Below are 3,388 nucleotides of genomic sequence, written 5' to 3'. Positions count from 1 at the left end.
GCATCAGTACCCGGACGGATCTGGAGCCATAATTCAGCACGCGAGGCCAACCAGGTAAGACGTGGGTCAATAACGATGAGCTTGGTCCCCCGCTTCATCAGATCAATCACCCAGTGTCCATAGAAACCATCAGAGTTGGCTACCAGGGGGTTGTTGCCCCAGATGACCATGGTTTCAGGACACTTCCATTGGGGATTGTTGTAGCGGTCGGGGAAAAACTGAGAGCAGTCAGCTACGGCAAAGTCACCGGAGATAATCATACAGCTCGACACTCGCGGCAGGTAGCAGGCCAAGCCACTCAGGAATCCACAAGACCAATTGGGACTTCCAAAGCCGTAGGCCAGGCGGCTGATGTACCCCAGGATATCCCGCCCAGTTCCCTGAAGGAACACTACCGACTCAGGACCGTATTCCTCCTTAATCTTATTAAACTTTTTCTCGATTAGGTCATAGGCTTCATCCCAGGAGATTCTCTCCCACTTATTTTCTCCCCGCTCACCTACCCGTTTCAACGGGTGTTTTAGACGCTGGGGATGGTAAACAACATCCCGGACTGCCAGGCAGCGAACGCAGAGCCTGCCGCCATTGTACGGGTTTTCCGGGTCTCCTTCGACCTTCACCAGCTCCCCATTTTTCACATATATCAGCACACCGCAGTTATCATGACAGCCGGGCCCAGTGCGAGCGTGTCCTCGAATAACAGTATAGCCATCTTCTTCCCAGATCCATGGACGCTCCGACATCTATTCTCCCTCCTTTATTGAGAACTGACCTCTGATTCGCTCTGCCTGACTTCTGGCGCCTGATGAATCGGCTCGATCACCTCCTCATGATGCAGAGAGGCCTGCTGGTCCGGAATTGGGTAAAAATCCAGACCCTCCTCAAATAAACTCTAGCAAGCCCCGTGCCAATATCTTCCTCCGCCACAGTTAAGAAAAAGGCCCAATCATGGGCCTTTTGTACAAACGATCCTTATCCACAGGAGAGGATCGCCTTTCCATTTTGAAAATCCTGGTTTCAAAACGGAGACTCCCTTAATAATCCAGCGCCTCTATGCCATATCGCTTCAGCTTGCGGTACAAGGTGGTCCTGCCTATACCCAGCACTTGAGCAGCAATTCGGGTGCTGCCTGTTTGTTTCAGGGTTCTAATAATAGCTTGCTTCTCTACTTCCTCGAGACAGACGAGCTCGTTTTCTGAACTCAGGCCCCCAATGAGCGGATTCTGAATCTCATCGGGCAAATCTTCGGCCTTTACTATCCCGTCCCGGGCACTGCTTAGCGCATAAACCATAGCGTTTTCAAGTTCCCTGACATTACCAGGCCAGCTGTAACTTGCCAGTTTCACCTGGGCCTCATCGCTCACCTCGACAGGAGGAAGTCCCATCCGTTGACCTATAATATTGGCAAAGTGCTGCGCCAAGAGAATGATATCCTCCTTCCTCTCGCGAAGCGGGGGTATGCGGATACAAAAAGCGGCCAACCGAAAATAGAGGTCGTGACGGAACCGCTTCTCCCGTACCATTTGGAGCAGGTCTTGGTTGGTGGCTGCGATTACCCTAAAGTCAACGGGGATGTATCGGCTCCCTCCCAAGCGAAGCACCTTCTTTTCTTCCAAGACCCGAAGCAAGACCGGCTGAACTTCCAAAGGCATATCTCCAATTTCATCCAGGAACAAAGTACCACCGTTAGCCAGCTCCAGCTTACCCGGCCGGCCCCGGCGCTCGGCCCCAGTGAAGGCTCCGCCTTCATAGCCAAATAACTCGCTTTCAATCAGGCTCCTGGGAATGGCCGCGCAGTTGACCGCCACAAAAGGTCCGCTCGGGGAGCTGGCATTGTGGATAGCTTGGGCAAAGAGTTCTTTTCCGGTACCGCTTTCACCAAGAAGAAGAATGTTGGCGGTACTGGCCGCAGCCTGCCTGGCTTTCTCTATGCATTTCCTGATTGCCGAAGTGTTGCCAATTATGTCCTTGAAAGTAAAAACAGCCTCCGCCCCTCCCATCCGGTTGACTAAGCTACGGATACGCTCCATGGGCTTCATGCTTAGCACAGCCCCCTGGACCTTATTATCGCGGTCAAGGATAGGAAGCACAGAGGCGCAGTAAGCCCCGCGGGTCCCACGAACCTCCACTGTCACCTCAATGTCATTTAATGGTTTGCCATTCCTTAAGACCTCATTTACCGCCGGCTGGTGGCCGATGGCGACCTCAAAATGCCTGCCCAATACGTCACTGGCCTGAATACCCAGGAGCTTCTTGGCCTCCCGGTTTACTTGGCTGACCCGGCCCTCCGCATCCAAGGTAACAATGGCCTCACCCACAGCTGCCAGCGTAGCCTTAAGAACGCTGTGGTTAAGGTATATTTCCCGGGTTTTGGTCTCCAGCTGGAGCTGGTTCTGTATTGCCCAAGCTACCGATGTCACTAAACCCAGCGTATGAGGGTGGGTTAGTTCGGTACGAAGGCTGGCAATGGCTAGAACTCCCTCTAGCTTACCATCGGGACCAAAGATAGGGGCCGATGAACAAGTGGTTTTCTGTAAGGCCACGCTGTAATGCTCAGGTCCCGCCACCTGAAGTGGCGTTTTCAGCAACAGGCAGTTACCGTGAGCGCTGGTACCAATTATCTCTTCTGACCACATGACTCCAGGGGCTAGATTAATCTCACGATAACGCCGAATCGCATCGTCATCGCCAGCAATGTTTAACATCACCCCCTTCTCATCAGTCAGGGCGGTAATGTATCCAGATTCCCAAAGCAGCTGGCCCAACTGCCGGACAAAGGGAAGGGCTACTTGAAGAAACGGCTCTTTGTTTCGAAGAAGGAGCTGAAAGGATTCGGGATCGAGACTGCGCCCCAACCTTTCTGCAAACGGGTCTACTCCATAATCTCGAGAGCGTATCCAGGACTCTGCGATCTCCGGGCGAAGACTGGACATTTCTCTGGGATCTTTACTCCGAAAGATAAAGTCTTCCCAACACCTTTGGATCTCTGCTCGTATGCGTTCCTCCTCGGCCATCTTGGTGGTCAGGGAAAGGTCATGAGTCACTCTAGGGGTTGGACTGCACAGTTCTTTCAAAGACTTCACGGCCCAGACTCCCTCCCCCACCAACTGTCCCCACAGGTGATGCCAAATTTTCAGATCGCAAGTTACATACCATCCCTCCCAACGTCCACGCTCCATAGCATACTAGGCTACGTAAACAATTCGCCTCATGCAGGGGAAATCCTCCTCATTGCCTTGGTCCCGCACCTGCAATCAAGATCATGAACTCCCCGCTTAGGCCACAAGGCTTGGGCCCCGTCCACTGCCAACATAAGACCATCCCACCACCCCCTAGGAGGGGTGGTGGGAAGCAATAGAGGTGTGCCAACTGTAAACTAAGCTTCATC

At 53.0% G+C, this 3,388-nt stretch carries 2 protein-coding genes; both read right to left on the bottom strand.

Annotated features, from left to right (window positions below; translation table 11 throughout):
- On the bottom strand, positions 1-743 hold a 743-nt coding region (locus H5U02_14770; GenBank protein MBC7343683.1), incomplete at its 3' end, for a molybdopterin-dependent oxidoreductase.
- A gap of 291 nt (positions 744-1,034) precedes the next feature.
- Entirely contained in the window at positions 1,035-3,083 is a 2,049-nt protein-coding gene (locus H5U02_14765) for a sigma 54-interacting transcriptional regulator (protein MBC7343682.1), read from the bottom strand.
- Positions 3,084-3,388 lie beyond the last annotated feature (305 nt).

It is taken from the genome of Clostridia bacterium (assembly GCA_014360065.1).
Taxonomy (GTDB): domain Bacteria; phylum Bacillota; class DSM-521; order Neomoorellales; family JACIYF01; genus JACIYF01.
This window is presented reverse-complemented; position numbering and strand designations above follow the sequence as displayed.